The organism is Janthinobacterium sp. SUN206 (genome assembly GCF_030587305.1).
GTDB lineage: Bacteria > Pseudomonadota > Gammaproteobacteria > Burkholderiales > Burkholderiaceae_D > Janthinobacterium > Janthinobacterium kumbetense.
Genome location: NZ_JAPWIB010000003.1, coordinates 719,686 through 734,873, shown reverse-complemented (window position 1 = coordinate 734,873; position 15,188 = coordinate 719,686). Strand labels below are relative to the sequence as shown.

At 63.0% G+C, this 15,188-nt stretch carries 13 protein-coding genes; 6 read left to right on the top strand and 7 right to left on the bottom strand.

Features of this window, described 5'->3' with window-relative positions; translation table 11 throughout:
* The first annotated feature begins 17 nt into the window (after positions 1-17).
* The 4 genes from O3300_RS20290 to bamE are packed head-to-tail and all read left to right on the top strand — an operon-like array spanning position 18 to position 1,978.
* Positions 18-479 (top strand): GNAT family N-acetyltransferase, encoded by a 462-nt coding sequence (locus O3300_RS20290; protein ID WP_305053928.1) that lies wholly within the window; start codon positions 18-20, stop codon positions 477-479.
* On the top strand, positions 476-835 hold the full coding sequence (locus O3300_RS20285; RefSeq protein ID WP_099665608.1) for a nucleotide pyrophosphohydrolase: 360 nt from the start codon (positions 476-478) through the stop codon (positions 833-835). The genes O3300_RS20290 and O3300_RS20285 overlap by 4 nt, the downstream gene beginning before the upstream one ends.
* Before the next feature lie 49 nt (positions 836-884).
* Positions 885-1,673: a hypothetical protein gene (locus O3300_RS20280; RefSeq protein ID WP_305053927.1), complete on the top strand. Its 789-nt coding sequence runs from the start codon at positions 885-887 to the stop codon at positions 1,671-1,673.
* Entirely contained in the window at positions 1,670-1,978 is a 309-nt protein-coding gene (bamE, locus tag O3300_RS20275; RefSeq protein WP_289912285.1) for an outer membrane protein assembly factor BamE, read from the top strand. The genes O3300_RS20280 and bamE overlap by 4 nt, the downstream gene beginning before the upstream one ends.
* Positions 1,979-2,013: 35 nt before the next feature.
* Here bamE and O3300_RS20270 read toward each other — a convergent pair whose 3' ends face one another.
* From O3300_RS20270 to O3300_RS20260, 3 genes are all read right to left on the bottom strand, one after another.
* On the bottom strand, positions 2,014-3,669 hold the full coding sequence (locus O3300_RS20270) for a PAS domain-containing methyl-accepting chemotaxis protein (protein ID WP_099665611.1): 1,656 nt from the start codon (positions 3,667-3,669) through the stop codon (positions 2,014-2,016).
* Between the two features lie 438 nt (positions 3,670-4,107).
* Complete coding sequence (locus O3300_RS20265) at positions 4,108-6,264, bottom strand: DEAD/DEAH box helicase (RefSeq protein WP_251349280.1); 2,157 nt, start codon at positions 6,262-6,264, stop codon at positions 4,108-4,110.
* A gap of 272 nt (positions 6,265-6,536) precedes the next feature.
* Positions 6,537-7,382 (bottom strand): alpha/beta fold hydrolase, encoded by an 846-nt coding sequence (locus O3300_RS20260; protein WP_305053926.1) that lies wholly within the window; start codon positions 7,380-7,382, stop codon positions 6,537-6,539.
* Between the two features lie 135 nt (positions 7,383-7,517).
* Between O3300_RS20260 and O3300_RS20255 the strand changes: the two genes are divergently transcribed.
* Positions 7,518-9,134 (top strand): M28 family peptidase, encoded by a 1,617-nt coding sequence (locus tag O3300_RS20255; protein ID WP_305053925.1) that lies wholly within the window; start codon positions 7,518-7,520, stop codon positions 9,132-9,134.
* Positions 9,135-9,274: 140 nt separating this feature from the next.
* Here the strand turns inward: O3300_RS20255 and O3300_RS20250 are convergent, their stop codons facing one another.
* From O3300_RS20250 to O3300_RS20240, 3 genes are all read right to left on the bottom strand, one after another.
* Entirely contained in the window at positions 9,275-9,691 is a 417-nt protein-coding gene (locus tag O3300_RS20250; RefSeq protein ID WP_289905649.1) for an SRPBCC family protein, read from the bottom strand.
* A gap of 132 nt (positions 9,692-9,823) precedes the next feature.
* On the bottom strand, positions 9,824-10,522 hold the full coding sequence (locus tag O3300_RS20245) for a dienelactone hydrolase family protein (protein WP_289905650.1): 699 nt from the start codon (positions 10,520-10,522) through the stop codon (positions 9,824-9,826).
* A gap of 88 nt (positions 10,523-10,610) precedes the next feature.
* Entirely contained in the window at positions 10,611-13,775 is a 3,165-nt protein-coding gene (locus O3300_RS20240; protein ID WP_305053924.1) for a DUF6701 domain-containing protein, read from the bottom strand.
* 115 nt (positions 13,776-13,890) lie between these two features.
* Here O3300_RS20240 and O3300_RS20235 point away from each other — a divergent pair, with 115 nt between their 5' ends.
* The gene (locus tag O3300_RS20235) at positions 13,891-14,895 is read left to right on the top strand and encodes a GlxA family transcriptional regulator (protein ID WP_251349285.1); all 1,005 of its coding nucleotides are present in this window, start codon (positions 13,891-13,893) and stop codon (positions 14,893-14,895) included.
* A gap of 12 nt (positions 14,896-14,907) precedes the next feature.
* On the opposite strand, the gene O3300_RS20230 is transcribed toward O3300_RS20235, so the two are convergent.
* Positions 14,908-15,141 (bottom strand): hypothetical protein, encoded by a 234-nt coding sequence (locus tag O3300_RS20230; RefSeq protein ID WP_034784311.1) that lies wholly within the window; start codon positions 15,139-15,141, stop codon positions 14,908-14,910.
* Positions 15,142-15,188: the final 47 nt, after the last annotated feature.

Below are 15,188 nucleotides of genomic sequence, written 5' to 3'. Positions count from 1 at the left end.
ATTCATACGACCTCCCCATGACCATCCGCCTGGAATCGCCGCAGCAAGCCGACGTGCAAACCCTGATCGCCGAGCTTGATGCATATCAACAGACCCTGTATCCGGCCGAGTGCGTCTACTCGCTGGACCTGGCGTCCGTGCCCTCCGATACCCTGCTGTTCGCCGTCGCCCGCGATGCGGCGGGCACGGCACGGGCCTGCGGCGCCATCGTCGTCACGCCCGCTTTCGGCGAGCTCAAGCGCATGTACGTGCACCCGGACAGCCGGGGACTGGGCCTGGCGAAACGCTTGCTGGCCTTGCTGGAAGAGCAGGCGCTGGCGCGCGGCTGCCGCTTGCTGACCCTGGAAACGGGCATCCACCAGCCGGCAGCGATCGCCCTGTACGCACGCCACGGCTACCAGCGGCGCGGACCGTACGGCGACTATCCCGACGACCCATTCAGTGTCTTCATGGAAAAACCGTTGCAGGCAGCCGCATGAGCGCGCCCAGCGACAGCCTGCTCGACATCCGCGCGCGCCTGCGCGCCTTTGCCGACGAACGCGACTGGGATCAGTTCCACACGCCGAAAAACCTGGCCATGGCCCTGTCCGTGGAAGTGGCGGAACTGGCGGAACACTACCAGTGGCTGGCCACGGGCGCGGATAGCGAACTGGACGAGGCGAAGCGCACGGGCATCCGCCACGAACTGGCCGACGTGCTGATGTACCTGGTGCGCCTGGCCGACAAGAGCGGCGTCGACCTGCACGCGGCCGTGCTGGAAAAGATGCAACTGAACGCACAGAAATACCCGGCGCAGCAGGTGCGCGGCGACGCGCGCAAATACAGCGAATACTGACACGCTCACCCGTGCGTGGCGGATGCGCAAAAAGGCGTAGCATTCAGGCATGCGTATTTATCGATTACTGCTGATCATAGGCTTGCTCCACGGCCCTATTGCGCTGGCGCAAACCGCGCCCGTGCCGCAGGTGAAGGTGGACGCCACGCGCGACCCCGTCGACAAGTCCTACCGCAAGATGCTGCAGGGCGTGGACCGCTTCGAACGCGACCATGCGCTGGCGCCGCAGGCCGTGCTGCGCTTCCGCTTGCTGCCGCGCCAGCCCGGCGTGGACATGACGGGCGTGCAACTGCGCATCGCCGGCGACACCGTCAGCATCCCCTTGCCCCTGGCCGAAGACAACAGCTTTGCCCCCGTGCGCAATGCGCAAGCGGCGCGCGAAGACGCCGTGCTGCTGGCCAACCGCAAGGCCACCACCATGAGCTGGCGCGCGCAAGTGATCACGCCCGGCTTGCCGCCCGGCACGCGGCGCCTGGGCGACCTGCGCCTGGAATGCCGCGCCGGCATGGATTCCGGCCTGATCTCGAACGACCCGCAAATCATCGCCTGGCTATCCAGCATGCTCTACAGCACAGATAAAGTGTGTTCCGAGCCGGATGGCAATTATCTGTTCTTCACGGACCGTCCCCTGTTCGGCGTGACCCTCGTGCATGGCGAACGCCGCCTGGCGCTGCCGTTCACGATGCTGTACGCGGGCGGCGAGCAAACGCCCGCCTCGCTGCCCTATTGCGATTGCCAGGTCTTGCTTGATCGCACGTATTACGCGCCCTTGTGGGATAGCAACTGGCCGGACGACACCCTGCTGGAATTTACTTACATGGACGAGGTGGCGCCATGAAGTGGCTTTCGCTGATCTTGTTGACGCTGCTGGCCGCCTGCTCCGGCACGCGCGCCTTGCAAGCAAGCAAGAATGTTCCCTACGCCACCCTGGAACAGACGGTGCAAGTGGGCAGCAGCACGCGCGAACAGGTGCGCGCCGCGCTGGGCGACAGCACGTCCATCCGTTTCGACAGCGGCAAGGAAGTGTGGATGTACACCTATCCGGCGGCCTCGGGCGCGCAGGGGGAATATGTGATTCTGTTTGGCGGGGATGGGGTGGTGAAGCAGGTGCGCGGCGGCGAGGTGTACCGGGTACGGAAGTGATTCCCGCCAGCATGGCGCTGGCGGGAGTGGCATGCTTATCGTGCCTTCAGCAAGGCCCGCGACGCGACGCCCGCGCCCACGCTGCGGCCCACGCCGGCAACCTTGCGCTTGGGCGACGCCTTCAGCTTGAAAATGCCGATCGACTGGGCCACGCTGTCGGTGCGCTGCGCCAGGTTGGTGGCGGCCGCGGCCGCCTGCTCCACCAGCGCCGCATTCTGCTGCGTGATGCCATCCATGTGGATGACGGCCTGGTTGACTTGCCCGATGCCCTGGTTCTGCTCGCGCGTGGTCGAGGAAATCTCGTCCATCACTTCCGTCACGCGGGCTACCGAGGCGATCACTTCCGCCATGGTGGCGCCCGCATTGCTGGTCAGCACGCTGCCCGCGTTCACGGTGGCGATCGAATGGTCGATCAGGTTTTTCACCTCTTTCGCGGCCGTTGCCGAGCGCTGCGCCAGACTGCGCACTTCGCCGGCCACGACGGCAAAGCCGCGACCGTGCTCGCCCGCGCGGGCCGCTTCCACGGCCGCGTTCAAGGCGAGGATATTCGTCTGGAAGGCGATGCCGTCGATCAAGCCGATAATGTCGAGAATCTTGCGCGACGACGAGCTGATCTCATCCATCGTAGTGACCACTTCGCTGACGATGGTGCCGCCCTTGGCCGCCACGGTGGACGCCTGCGCCGCCAGGTCGTTGGCCGTGGCCACATGGTCGGCGCTGTTTTGCACGGTCGACGTCAGTTCTTCCATGCTGGCCGCCGTCTGCTCCAGGCTGGACGCCTGCGATTCCGTGCGGCTGGACAAGTCCATATTGCCCGTGGCAATTTCCGCCGTGGTGATGCGGATATCCTCGAAGTTGGCGCGCACGTCGCCGATGATGCTGTGCAGGTTGATGTTGGTCTGGCGCAAGGCCGCCATCAATTGACCCATGTCATCGTCGCGCACCTTGTCGATGACGCCCGTCAAGTCGCCGCCGGCCATCTTGCGCGCCACCGTGATGGCGTCGCCCAGCGGGGCGACGAGGGAATTGTGCAGATGGGCCCAGAAATACAGCATCAGCGCCACGGCGGCAGCGGCGGCACCGCTGAGCCAGCTGCGCGTGGCCGTGCTCGTGTCGCCGTCGATATTCCACACGGCGCAGCCGAGGATGGCCAGCACCACGCCGAAGACGATGCAATGCAGTGCCAGGTCTTGCGACAGGCTCAACTTGCGCCATTCGGCAAGCTTGGCGGCCCAGCCCTGGCGCACGACGCGGCCATTGCGGATCGCCAGGTTGGCGCTATTTCCGTCTTTAAAACTTTTATACAGGGCTGCCGCTTCGTTGATCTGCTCGCGCGTGGGCTTGGTGCGCACGGACATATAGCCGATCGGGCGGCCGCTTTCGATGACGGGCGTGATATTGGCGAAGACCCAATAGAAATCGCCATTCTTGCAGCGGTTCTTGACCATGCCGGTCCAGGGCATGCCCGTCTTGATGGTGTCCCACAGGTCGGCAAACGCTTCGGCCGGCATATCGGGATGGCGCAGGATATTCTGTGGCGCACCCAGCAGTTCCATTTCTGAAAAACCGCTGACTTCAATGAAATACTGATTGGCGTAATTGATGTTTCCCTGTAAATCCGTGGTGGAAACAATCGTCATGCCTTCATTTAATACGTATTCATTTTGCGTGATAGGCGTATTGACCCGCATCGTCGCTCCTCTATTTTTTTTCAACTAGCATAACAAAAACATAAAAACAATATACCACATCAAGCACCCATGATATATCGCCTCGGCGACAGTGACGCCAGTCAAACAATTTAATAAAAGTCAATTTATTTATATTTTAGGATTTACTTTGATTCAACTTGATTGATTTTATTGAAATGCAAAATTTAAATTGCGTGCATATACAATAATTAATAAAAAATTATGTATCGATGCAGCAGGCAATAAATATGGCGTTTGCACCGATAAAAATATGCAAAGGAGCCGTGGCCATTGCCGGCAGATGGCAATACCTGCCGCCAACCATAACGCGGCAACCATGTTTATTTCTTGAGGGAAAATAAAAACTGGCGCGAATGCGCCAGAGGGGGATGTGTCTCCAATCCGCGACACAGGCGCCGGAGCGCCCGTGGGAATGGCTTACTTGTACGTTTTACGTGGCGGCGACTTCGGACGCGGCGGCGCAGGCTTGCGCTCCGTCGTGCCATCGTCCAGGCTGATGCGCAGTTTCTGACCAGAAACGACAACCGATTTCAAGTGGTCGAGGATTTCCGGCGGCATGCCTTCCGGCAAGTCCAGCACGCTGTAGTTGTCAAAGATATCGATGCGGCCGATATGCTTGGCTTCCAGGTTCGCTTCGTTGGCGATGGCGCCGACGATATTGCTTGGCGTTACGGCGTGCTCACGGCCCACTTCGATGCGGTAAGCCGTCACGCCCGGGCGTGGACGTTCCTTCTTCGGCGCGCGCGGGGCAACTTCGCCCGCGTCCGCCGGTGCATCCTTGAACGCTGGCGCGGACTTGGCGGCGAACGGCTTGCGCGGCGCGGCTGGCGGCGCCAGGTCCGGCGCGTCGCCGTCGCGGCTGATGCGCAGCTGCTGGCCCGCCACCCACACGGTTTTCAGCTGGTCCAGCAATTCTTTCGGCATGCTATCCGGCAAGTCCAGGACGCTGTAGTCGTCATAGATTTCGATGCGGCCGATGTTTTTCGAATCGATGCCCGCTTCGTTGGCGATGGCGCCCACGATATTGCCCGGTTTCACGCCATGCTGATGACCTACCTCAATGCGGAAGGTTTGCATGCCGGCGTCGGCTGGACGCTGGATGCGTTCCTTTTTCGGGAAGGCCGGGCGCTCGCTGCGCTCGTTGCGGTCGAAGCGGTCATTGCGTTCGAAACGGTCATTGCGTTCAGGGCGGTCAAAGCGGTCTTGGCGCGCAGGACGGTCGTCTTGCCACGTGGCTTGCTCGCGCGCCTTGTTCTTGTCCAGCAACAAAGGCACATTGCCACGCGCCATCTTCGCCAGGGCGGCGGCGATTTCGATGGCGGGAATGTTTTGCTCGCGTTCGAAATCTTCGATCAGCGACTGGAACTGCTCCAGTTCGCCCAAGGCCAAGGTTTCGCTGATCTGTTCCTTGAACTTGGCGATACGCACGTCGTTGACGGCCTGGATCGTCGGCAGTTCCAGCATGCCGATCGGCTGGCGGGTCGAGCGTTCGATGGCTTTGAGCAAGTTCTTTTCACGCGGGGTGATGAACAGGATCGCTTCGCCGCTGCGGCCGGCGCGGCCCGTGCGGCCGATGCGGTGGGTGTAGCTTTCCGGATCGTGCGGCACGTCGTAGTTGACGACGTGGCTGATGCGCTCGACGTCCAGGCCGCGGGCGGCCACGTCGGTGGCGACCAAAATGTCGATCTTGCCGTCTTTCAACTGCTGGATCGTGCGCTCGCGCTGGGCTTGCTGAATGTCGCCATTGATGGCGGCAGCCGAGAAGCCGCGGGCTTGCAGCTTGCCGGCCAGCTCTTCCGTACCCAGCTTGGTGCGGGCGAAGATGATCATGCCGTCGAACGCTTCCGCTTCCAGGATGCGGGTCAGCGCGTCGAGCTTGTGCATGCCCGACACCAGCCAGTAACGCTGGCGGATGTTGTCGGCCGTGCCCGTCTTGGCGGCCACCGTCACTTCGGCCGGGTTCACCAGGTAGGTGGTGGCGATGCGCTTGATGACGGAAGGCATGGTGGCCGAGAACAGGGCCGTTTGATGGCCTTCCGGCGTTTCTTGCAAGATGCGTTCGACGTCGTCGATAAAGCCCATGCGCAGCATTTCATCGGCTTCGTCGAGTACCAGAGTCTTCAGCTTGGACAGGTCGAGCGAACCCTTGTCCAGGTGATCGATGACGCGGCCAGGGGTACCGACGACGACGTGCACGCCGCGGCGCAAGGCCGACAGTTGCGGGCCGTAGCTTTGGCCGCCGTAGATCGGCAGCACGTGGAAGCCGGGGATGTGGGCGGCGTACACCTGGAACGCTTCGGCGACCTGGATGGCCAGTTCGCGCGTCGGTGCCAGGACCAGGGCTTGGGGTGAGCTTTGTTTCAGATCGATGCGCGACAGGATAGGCAAGGCGAAGGCGGCGGTCTTACCCGTGCCTGTTTGCGCCTGGCCCAGCACGTCGCGGTTCGCGAGCAATAATGGAATCGTCGCCGCCTGGATAGGCGACGGTGTTTCGTAACCGACATCCTTGAGCGCGCGAATCAGCGGCTCGCTCAGGTTAAGGTCGGAAAATAAGGAAATTGGTGTATCAGACATGAAATCACTCACAAGTTCGCTCGAATCGCCCAATGCGAAAGAGTGTATCTGCTAGTTTACTCTTTACTGGACCTTACCGGGTGGCTGCATGCCGCAGAACGCCGTTTTTTGCGCCATATCTACGTAAAAAAGCCAGAAAAATCGGCGATCCGCACGCATTTGGCGCGTGATTTTGCCAACATTAAACGATACACAACAATATGCCGGCTGCGCCTGTTCTGCGTGGCAACAGCTACGGCGGGCGCCGCGCCGTCACGGCGCCCGCCCCCGTTTCAGGTGCGCAAGAACTCCAGCAAGTCCTCGTTCAGCCTATCCTTGTGCGTCGTCGCCAGACCGTGCGGCGCGCCCGCATACACGAGCAATTTGCTGCCGATGATGAGCTCGGCAGTACGGCGCGCCGAGGCAGCGATCGGCACGATCTGGTCGTCGTCGCCATGGATCACCAGGGTCGGCACGTCGAATCTGGCCAGGTCGCCCGTGAAGTCCGTTTCCGAAAACTGCTTGATGCACAGGTAGGCGGCCGGCATGCCCGCCTGCATGCCTTGCCGCCAGAAACTGTCGCGCACGCCCTGCGACGGCTTCGCGCCGGGCCGGTTGTAGCCATAGAAGGGTTCGCTCAAGTCGCGGAAAAACTGGCTGCGGTCGGCCTGCACGCCTGCGCGGATGGCGTCGAACGCGGACAGCGGCAAGCCCAGCGGATTATCGGCCGTTTGCAGCATCAGCGGCGGCACGGCGCCCACCAGCACGGCGCCGGCCAGGCGCTGCGTGCCATGGCGGCCGATGTAGCGCGCCACTTCGCCGCCGCCCGTCGAATGGCCGACGAGGGTGGCGCCCGACAAGTCCAGCGCGGCGATCAGGGCGGCCAGGTCGTCGGCATAGGTATCCATGTCGTTGCCGCCGAACGGCTGGCTGGAACGGCCGTGGCCGCGCCGGTCGTGCGCGATGACGCGGTAGCCGCGCGAGGCCAGATAGAACATCTGGTCTTCCCAGGCGTCGGACGACAGGGGCCAGCCGTGGCTGAAGACGACGGGCGGGCCGCTGCCCCAGTCCTTGTAGTAGATCAAGGTGCCGTCGGCGGTACGCAGGGTATTGCTCGATTGCAAGTCAGGGCGAGTCATGGAACGCTCCTTGTCGGTGGACCAGCAGCCATTGTGGCCCCAATCGGCTGGCGCGCGCCGCGCGCTACGCCAGAGCATTGCGGTAGAGTAAGATTACCGCTGCTTTGCTTTCCCGTATTCACTTTTGGAGTTGTCATGCGTTTTCCCTTCGTCCTCGCCGCCAGCCTGTTCAGCACGGCTACCCTCGCCCAACCGCTCGTTGCCGAGGCGCCCCTGCGCGCCCACCTGTCCTTCCTGGCCGACGACTTGCTGGAAGGACGCGGCACGGGCCAGCGCGGCGGCGACCTGGCCGTGCGCTACCTGGAAACGCAGGCGGCCGTGGCCGGCTTGCAGCCGTTGCCGGACGGCACGTATCGCCAGGCGCTGACCATCGTCGGCAGCAAGGCCTTGCCATCGAGCACAGTGACCTTCAGCGCGGGCGGCAAGACCTTGTCCCCCGCCTTCGGCCAGGACATCGTCTTTGGCGCGGCGAATGGCCAGCAGAAAGTGGCGTTCGACGCGCCCGTCGTGTTCGCCGGCTACGGCATCCGCGCCCCCGAAGAGCAGTGGGACGACTTCAAGGGTGCTGATTTAAAAGGAAAAATGGTCATCCTGATGGTCAACGACCCGCAGCCGACCGTTGCCGAGCCGAACCGCTTTGCCGGCAAGTCGCTGACCTGGTACGGCCGCTGGGTCTACAAGTACGAGGAAGCGCTGCGCCAGGGCGCCGCCGGCGTGCTGCTGATCCACACGACGGCGTCCGCGTCGTATCCGTGGTCGGTGCCGGCCAACGGTTTCGGCCATGAACGCTTCAACCTGGCCGGCGCGGGCAATGCGATGGAAGGCTGGCTGCAGGAAGACATGGCGCGCGCCCTGTTCCAGGCGGGCGGACAGGACCTCGATGCCTTGCGCGCGCAGGCGGAAACGCGCGAGTTCCGTCCCGTGGCCTTGAACGCCACGGTCAAGGTGGTCTTGAACAGCCAGATCCGCAGCATCGAGCAATTCAACGTGGCCGGCATCGTGCCGGGCACGGATCCGAAACTCAAGGACGAAGCCGTGATTTACTCGGCCCACTGGGACCACCTGGGCAAGGATGACGAAGGCAGCGCCCGCTCAGGGCAAAGCGACCACATCTACAACGGCGCCATCGACAATGCCTCGGGCGCGGCAGCCCTGCTGGCCATGGCGCAAGTTGCGGTAAAACAACCTGCACGGCGCACGCAGATCTTCCTGTGGCCGGCCGGCGAGGAAACGGGCATGCTGGGCAGCACGGCCTACACGCGCAAGCCCCTGTGGCCGCTGGCGAAAACGGCCGCCGACCTGAACCTCGACAGCATGAACTTCGTCGGCAAGACGCACGACATCGGCGTGGCCGGCGCCGAGCGCAGCAGCCTGTACGCGAACGCCGCCAAGGTGGCCAAGCGCATGGGCCTGCGCCTGGCGCCCACCATTCCCGACCTGTCCGGCGCGTTTTACCGGGCCGACCATTTTGCGTTTGCCAAGGCCGGCGTACCCGCCTTCAACGTGGGCTCGGCCGTGTTTTCCGGCGACGGCTCGTTCGACTTCGTCAAGGAGCCGAAAGCGTCCAGCGAGCGCCTGGTGGCGTTCAAGAAGGATTACCACCAGGTAACGGATGAATACCACCCGTCGTGGGATTTATCGGGCATGGTGCAGCAGGCGCAATTCACCCTGAACCTCGGCTATGAAGTGGCGAATGACAAGAATTTGCCTACATGGAACAAGGGCGAAGCGTTTGGCAAGGTGAAACGCTAGGCGCCATGAAAAACACCGGCCTGGGCCGGTGTTTTTTTAAGAGTGCTGGACAAAATGTTCAGGGCTAGGCGTGTTGCCGAAGACAGTACGAATGTACGGCGAGGCAACGCAACAACGCCATGGACTTTTTGTCAGGCGCTCTAAATTGCCATGATGCGTTTCAGGTCGACGAAGGCCGTTTCATACAAGTGCTGGAAGGCGCCGATCATGACTTCTTCCACGCCTTCGGCCGCGTCGAACTCGCTGGCCCATTCCGCCACGCAGGAAGCGCCGCCCGGCTCGCCCGTGACGCGCAGGGTGGAGCGGTAGTTCTTGACGGGGATCGGCCCCGAGACGATGGTGTAGCTGTAGCTCTTGTCCGCCTCGCTGTAGCTTTGCAGGCGTTCGGCGATGATGGCGCCGTCCGTGGTTTTCAGGCGGCGCACGCGGCCGCCGTGTTCGGACAGGCTGGTCTTGATCGAGCTCGACCATTCAGCCAGCGACTGGAAGCCGCCGATAAAATCCCACACGCGTTCGGCGCTTGCCGCCAATGTTACAGAAACAATTACTTGGGCCATCTTTAATTCGGTTCCTCATCCAGGTTTGCCGGGCGTTGCCCGGCACAGCCGCTATTTTAGCGCCCATGCGGCTTTGCTGCTGGGCGGATATCGACACGGACGTCGGCGGCTGGCCTGGCTGACGGGAACGCCTTACAGGTTTTCCGCCAGGAAAATCAAGGAATTGCCGTGCGCGTGGGCGGCGGCGCGCTGCTGGTAGCTGTCGCGGTGGGTGCAGTTGAAACCGTGCTCGGCGCCCGGGTAGATGTGGATTTCCACGTCTTGCCGGTCTTCGAAGCGTTCGGCGATCTTTTGCACGGCTTCCGGCGGAATGTGGCTGTCCTGGCCGCCGAAATGCATGAGCAACGGCACCTGGATGCGGTCGGCCAGGTCCAGCTTGTTCTGGATGCCGCCGCCGTAATAGGCGATGGCCGCGTCGACCAGGCCAGCCGCGGCCGTCTGGAACGACAAGCGGCCGCCAAAGCAGTAGCCGACGGAGGCCAGCTTGCCCGTCACTTCCGGACGCGCGCGCAGAACGGCGATGGTGGCCTTGATATCGGCGTCGGCGTGGGCATTGTCGGTAGCTTGCATGAGTTCGACGGCGCGCTTCCAGCCGTCCGCGTCATAGCCCAGTTCGATGTGCGCACCGGCGCGCCAGAACAGGTCGGGCACCAGCACCACGTAGCCATCGGCCGCGTACTGGTCGGCCACGGCGCGGATATGCTCGTTGACGCCGAAAATTTCCTGCAACAGGATGATGGCGGGGCCCTTGCCCACATGCGGCACGGCCAGGTAAGCCTGGAAGCTGCCGTCCGGGCCGGCGATATCGATCCACTGCGATGTTGTGCTCATAGAAACTCCAGTCTGAGGTTGGGGGGAATGCCACAGCCAGGCATGTTACTGGTTTTTCCCTCTTTCTGCGCCCACCCTTTGTCCTGGCTCAATACATCTCGCGCAGGTAAATCACCGGGCCCGACTTGAAGACGCCAAAGACGACGGTGCCCACGGTGCTGGGCAAGTACGCGATGCCGGGCACGGACACATCGACGCTGCCGGTCTTGCCGGCGCCGGGCGCCGCCACAATCAGGCGTCTATTCGGCGGCAAGATTCCGCTGGCGAACGTATAAGTAATAGTCGTGCCAGCGGGGAATGCAAAGTCCTTGCACACCAGTGTTTTCTTGCAATTGGCAAACACCACCTGCGCGCTGCCGAAGGCGCTGATGCTGTCCAGCAAACTGGTGACCCAGGTCTTGCCGTCCCAGTACTGCGCCTGCACGGCCAGGCGCACGGGATAGCGCTCGGAACCGTAGTCATGCGGCACCATCAGACGGCCCGTGAGCACGGTCAGCTGCGCTTCCTTGCCATCGGCCGGCGCCGAGCTCACATTGCCAGCTGCCGGATAGGCATACGTCGCGCGCAGCAGCAGCCCCGTCGGCGATGCCAGCGCTGTCGGCTGCTTGGGCACGGCATAGGCGGCGGGGAAGCTGTAGGCGATGGCGCGCGTGGCAACGCCATTGGTAAAACTGCTGACGGGTACGCCCGTCACGGCCGCAGGTACTGTTGCCCCATCCGTCAGCGTGCTGCCCGATGGCGCCGTGGGCGGATAGCTGTTGTTCCCCGTGGCCGCGTCATACGGGACCAGCGGCACCTGCGTTTTGTTGATGTCGGCATTCCTGGCGTCGAAGTTCTTCGTCTCGTTGCCGGCGGCCGTCTGGGCGCGGATGGTCAGGTCGAAGGGCTGGCGCGAATACACGGCGCGGTTGCCGGCGCACACGAGCGGCGTGCTGCACGGGAAAGGAAACTCCGTCTTCGTCCCCCCCGGGAGGTCCACTTGCTTGACAACCAGTTCCGTCACAAAGTGGTGCGGATAAAAGAGCACGGGGTCGCTCGTCCCCTGCGACGTCAGGCTGCTACCCAGATAACCGTTTTGCAGCGCGGCCGTGAAATTGATCTTGCCCACTTCGGGCCAGATCAGCGGCGGCGCCGTGATGATGCCCCCTTTCGTCACGAAATCGAGATCGCCGCTGACCTGCGGATTGACTACGCCTGTGTAGAGCGGCGCCTGCAGATTACGGTCGAGCACGACTGTTTGCACGGCGACACCGCTTTCGTTGCCGAAATTCTTCGTCACGGCATCGAGCGCGTTGACGGCCGATAACGTGATGGTCGTCCCCGCCACGAGGGGCGCTGCCGCCAGGCCCGCGCGCTGAATCGGCGCCAGCTTCGTGAACAGAAATTTCTTCGGCGCCACGACGACCGTGCCGTTGCCTTTCATGTCCAAACCTTTGTCGCTGCCGCTGTCCGGCTTGTAGGCAGCCGTCAGAATCAGCGCACCCGCGTCGGCATACAGCATGTTCGGCCTGGCCACGCCATCGGCGCCAAACGTCACATTCACCTTGGTGCTCGCCACGGCGCAGCTGCTCTGGTCGCTGCCAGCCAGGGCGACATAGCTATTTTGGACGCTGTCAAAGATGCGCGCAGGCAATGTTCCCTTGTCCGGATTGCTGTACCCGCAAGTCAGGTTCAATTGCTTGGTCTGGCTGGCGAACATGGGCACGCACACGTCCCTGTTGCCGGACGAGGTCTGCAAGGCGCTGATTTCCAGTACGGCCACGTCCTCCGCGTAGCGCGGAACGCCGCTTACCTGGAAGCCGCTGGAAAGAAAGCTGATCTGGCAATTGCTCGTGTTGCCGCCGCTCTTGCACACCAGCGCGCCCGTCGTGGCGGGCGTGCTGACCAGGCTCAGGGTGGCGATGCCCACCGTGGTCTGGCGCACCGTGACATTGGGATTGACGCCGCTGGTATCGATCTGAGTCGGCACGCCGCCCGGGCTGACGGTGACGCTGGGGCTGGGACTACCCTTGTACACCGCGCTGCAGTTGGCATCGGCACAGGCAGTCACCGTCACCGTGGGCACCTGGCACGTGAGCGCCGTCAGCGGGTGCTCGATCTGGAAATGGTGCAGTCCGCTCGGCGTGCTGGGCCCGCACTTCGGCCCCATCGGTTCATTGAAGGCCCAGCCGCTGTTGTTCGTCACGCAACTGCACGGGTTCGACGGCGTATACGCCTTGCAAGTGATGGTTTGCTGCACCCTGCCCTGCCAGCCCAGGGTGATGTGGTCGACCAGCGCATTGCCCGTGATATACGCGTTGGACGAGTCCAGCGTGACGTTGCCGCCCTCGACATTACCCTTCACGCCATTGCCGGAGGCGATGCTCAGGGAGCTGGACGCTTTCACGTCGCCCGTGACCAGCAGGCCCGAGGCCTTCAAGTCGATGGTCGGCGACGTCAGGTTGCCCTTCACCTGGCTGCCCGAACCGACTGTCAGCGAGGTGCTGGCCGTGATATCGCCCTGCACCTGGCTGTTCGCTGCTTCGATGCTGACGACGGGTGCCTTGGTGGTGCCATTCAGGTTGCTGCCCGAACCAAGGCTGAAGGAATTGACCGCCGTCACGTCGCCGGTAATCGACACGCTGGAACTGGTGGTGATGCTGCTGCCGTTGACGGGTCCCGTTATAGTCGAGCTGGAGCCGATGCTGACGTTGCCGCTGGCCTTCACGCTGCCCGTGATCGTGACCTTGGAGTTGCCGCTGATCGAGCCGCCGCTGATGGCGCCATTCAGCGTCGAGCCGGAGGAAATGTCGATATTGCCCGTGGCCGTGATATTGCCCGTCACCTTCACGGGCGTGCCGCCCAGGGAGACGGACGCCGCCGAGATATCGGCCACGAGCACGGTGCCGCCCTGCGACCCCACCTTGAAATTGCCGCCCTTGGCCGTCAGGCTGCCGCCCGTGATCTTCAGGTTGGGCGGATTGACATTGCTGATGTCGATATTCTTGTTGGCCGTCAGGGCCGCCGTGCCGCTCATGCTCAGGCCCTGGTTGTAGTCGATGCTCACATCGCTGTTGACCGTCACGCCATAGCCGCTGGCGATGACGACGTTGTCGGTGCTGCCCATGATCAGGCTGGCGCAAGTATATTGGGTGCTGGACGCCGGCAGGGTGCAGCCGCTGACGGCGCCGCCATTGAAGTTGAGCGTGGCCGCGTGGGCAAGGGATGAGCCCAGCAGCAATGTCAGGGCGGCAAAAATGTGGAGTAAGCGCACGATATCGAGGAATCCGGTGGGTGGGGAGCCAGCGGGCGCGCGGATTATTTCATGCTAACCTACGCCATCGCTGTTGTTGCATTATGGCAGTATTTATCCCCCTCGCGCATATCGCATGATCAAGCAAAGCCCCAAAGAATTCCCCCTGCGCACCGTCGACATCATCGTCTATCCCGGCTTCAAGGCGCTCGAAGCCATCGGCGCCATGAAAGTGTTTGACTACGCCAACACCCATTTGCGCCTGCGCAATCTGCCCGGCGGCTACGACGTGCGCATCGCCTCGACAGCCGTCGGCCCGGTCGAGTCGGACACCCTGATGTCGCTACACGCCAGCAAGGCGCTCGATGTGAACCGCCTGCCCGACCTGGCCGTCATCGTCGGCTGCCACCACGTCGAGCAAGTCTTGCAGGACATTCCCGCCCTCGCCGCCTGGGTGGCCGAGGCGGCGCCGCGCATCGATACCCTCGCGGCCCTGTGCACGGGCTGCTTCTTCCTGGCCGAGGCCGGCGTACTCGACGGCAAGAGCGCCGCCACGCACTGGAGCGCCGTGGATAGCCTGCGCCAGCGCTATCCATTGATACAGGTCAATGCCGATGCGATTTTTGTGCGGGAAGGGAAATTCTGGACGTCGGCCGGCGTGACGGCCGGCATCGACCTGGCGCTGGCCCTGGTGGAAGACGATTTCAGCCGCGATATCGCGCTGGAAGTGGCGCGCGACCTGGTCGTGTATCTGAAGCGGCCCGGCGGCCAGTCGCAGTTTTCCGTGCACCTGTCGAGCCAGATGACGACGCACCCGACCATCCGCCAGCTGCAGGGCTGGATCATGGAGCATCTTGCCGAAGAGCTCACCGTGCCGCTGCTGGCGGCCAGGCTGGCCATGAGCGAACGCAATTTTACGCGCGTGTTCCAGCGCGAAACGGGCACCAGTCCCACGGAATTCATCGACACGGCCCGCTTTGAAGTGGCGCGTCGCTTGCTGGAAGACAATGTGTCTTCCTTAAAACAGGTGGCCGTGCAGGCGGGCTTGCACAGCGAGGACAGGCTGCGCCGCCTGTTTCAAAAGAAACTCGCCATCACGCCACGCGATTACCGCGAGCGCTTTTCCAGCACGGCGCGCTAGGCGCAGCGGGTATCAGCGCGGCTTGCCGTGACGCACGTGGCGCGTCGCCAGTTGGCGGCTCTGCCGGGCCAGCGGCGTAAACAGCAGTGCGCACAGCAGATACGTGGCCAGCAGCGCCAGCCAGATGGCGGGCGTGGCGAGGCTGGCGGCATTGCTCCACCACAAGGCCAGCAGGGAAGACAGGGCCGCGCCGAGGAAGACGGGCAGCATGCGGCGCAAGGTCGCGAGGTAGGCAGTGGCAAACATGGACGGCTCCCGAAGCAAGGCGGTGATGTCTTCACACTAGCAGGGGC

Excerpts from the sequence above, each read along its gene's own strand:
- O3300_RS20290 (WP_305053928.1), top strand. The coding sequence starts at position 18 with ATGACCATCCGCCTGGAATCGCCGCAGCAAGCCGACGTGCAAACCCTG.
- O3300_RS20285 (WP_099665608.1), top strand. The coding sequence starts at position 476 with ATGAGCGCGCCCAGCGACAGCCTGCTCGACATCCGCGCGCGCCTGCGC.
- O3300_RS20280 (WP_305053927.1), top strand. The coding sequence starts at position 885 with ATGCGTATTTATCGATTACTGCTGATCATAGGCTTGCTCCACGGCCCT.
- bamE (WP_289912285.1), top strand. The coding sequence starts at position 1,670 with ATGAAGTGGCTTTCGCTGATCTTGTTGACGCTGCTGGCCGCCTGCTCC.
- O3300_RS20270 (WP_099665611.1), bottom strand. The coding sequence starts at position 3,669 with ATGCGGGTCAATACGCCTATCACGCAAAATGAATACGTATTAAATGAA.
- O3300_RS20265 (WP_251349280.1), bottom strand. The coding sequence starts at position 6,264 with ATGTCTGATACACCAATTTCCTTATTTTCCGACCTTAACCTGAGCGAG.
- O3300_RS20260 (WP_305053926.1), bottom strand. The coding sequence starts at position 7,382 with ATGACTCGCCCTGACTTGCAATCGAGCAATACCCTGCGTACCGCCGAC.
- O3300_RS20255 (WP_305053925.1), top strand. The coding sequence starts at position 7,518 with ATGCGTTTTCCCTTCGTCCTCGCCGCCAGCCTGTTCAGCACGGCTACC.
- O3300_RS20250 (WP_289905649.1), bottom strand. The coding sequence starts at position 9,691 with ATGGCCCAAGTAATTGTTTCTGTAACATTGGCGGCAAGCGCCGAACGC.
- O3300_RS20245 (WP_289905650.1), bottom strand. The coding sequence starts at position 10,522 with ATGAGCACAACATCGCAGTGGATCGATATCGCCGGCCCGGACGGCAGC.
- O3300_RS20235 (WP_251349285.1), top strand. The coding sequence starts at position 13,891 with ATGATCAAGCAAAGCCCCAAAGAATTCCCCCTGCGCACCGTCGACATC.
- O3300_RS20230 (WP_034784311.1), bottom strand. The coding sequence starts at position 15,141 with ATGTTTGCCACTGCCTACCTCGCGACCTTGCGCCGCATGCTGCCCGTC.